Here is an 816-nt window from a genome sequence, read left to right on the forward strand (position 1 = left end):
CAAAGAAGCCGCGAAACGTTAGTGGCAAGCTCACCTGAAACAACTCAAAAACAATCTAGATGAAATCTTACATAACTCTCAAAAATATAAAACAGGAATATTTATCTGATCAATACAACAAAAATGAAGTATCATTTCTCAATCGTAATATTCAAAAAATAATAGAAGCGTTGATTAGCGATTTGAAATCAATCACTGATGAGGAGATTACCATTTACGAATCAAAAATATATTTTGATGACGTATATTTTAGACAAAGTGCGACAGCTTATTTTTTTCGTGCAAAATTTACGAACGATAATGAATATTTACTTTCTATAGAATGCCTTGTTGACTTCGACAAAATTGGAATTAAGCCAAAAACAGAACCGCGCAACGAAAATCTTAAGTCCTTTCATCAAAACTTGCTTTCAAAAAGTAACGCTGAAGAATTTGCGGAATTAAAAACTCTTACATTACAGAGCGAACCGAAAACAACGATTAATCAATAATCACTTAAAAGTAAATTAAAGAATTTTTTTAAGCTTTAATTATTTCTAGAACTGCGAATAGAGCCAGCCACTAACAGCGGCTCGCGGCCATGGCGGGGTTTCAGGTAGAATGAAGTGCCTTCTCCAGAGCAACAAAACTAATGGATTTTTCAGCTTTGTTAAGCTAGAAAAATCCATTAGTTTTGTTAACTTGAGTTCGCCGGAGAATACAATCTCCGGATGTCCGCCACGATCCGTGAGCCGCGAAGCGTTGGGAGAAATTGCGACTGTAGGGACGCAAAAAAAAATCTTTTACGATTCCTGATCGATGAATCAAAAATAACAG

1 protein-coding gene is annotated in these 816 nt (G+C 35.3%); it reads left to right on the forward strand.

Features of this window, described 5'->3' with window-relative positions; genetic code table 11:
• The first annotated feature begins 59 nt into the window (after positions 1 to 59).
• On the forward strand, positions 60 to 491 hold the full coding sequence (locus tag HZF10_RS17870; protein WP_176007602.1) for a hypothetical protein: 432 nt from the start codon (positions 60 to 62) through the stop codon (positions 489 to 491).
• The last annotated feature ends 325 nt before the right edge of the window (positions 492 to 816 follow it).

The organism is Flavobacterium agri (genome assembly GCF_013401995.1).
Classification (GTDB): Bacteria; Bacteroidota; Bacteroidia; order Flavobacteriales; family Flavobacteriaceae; genus Flavobacterium; species Flavobacterium agri.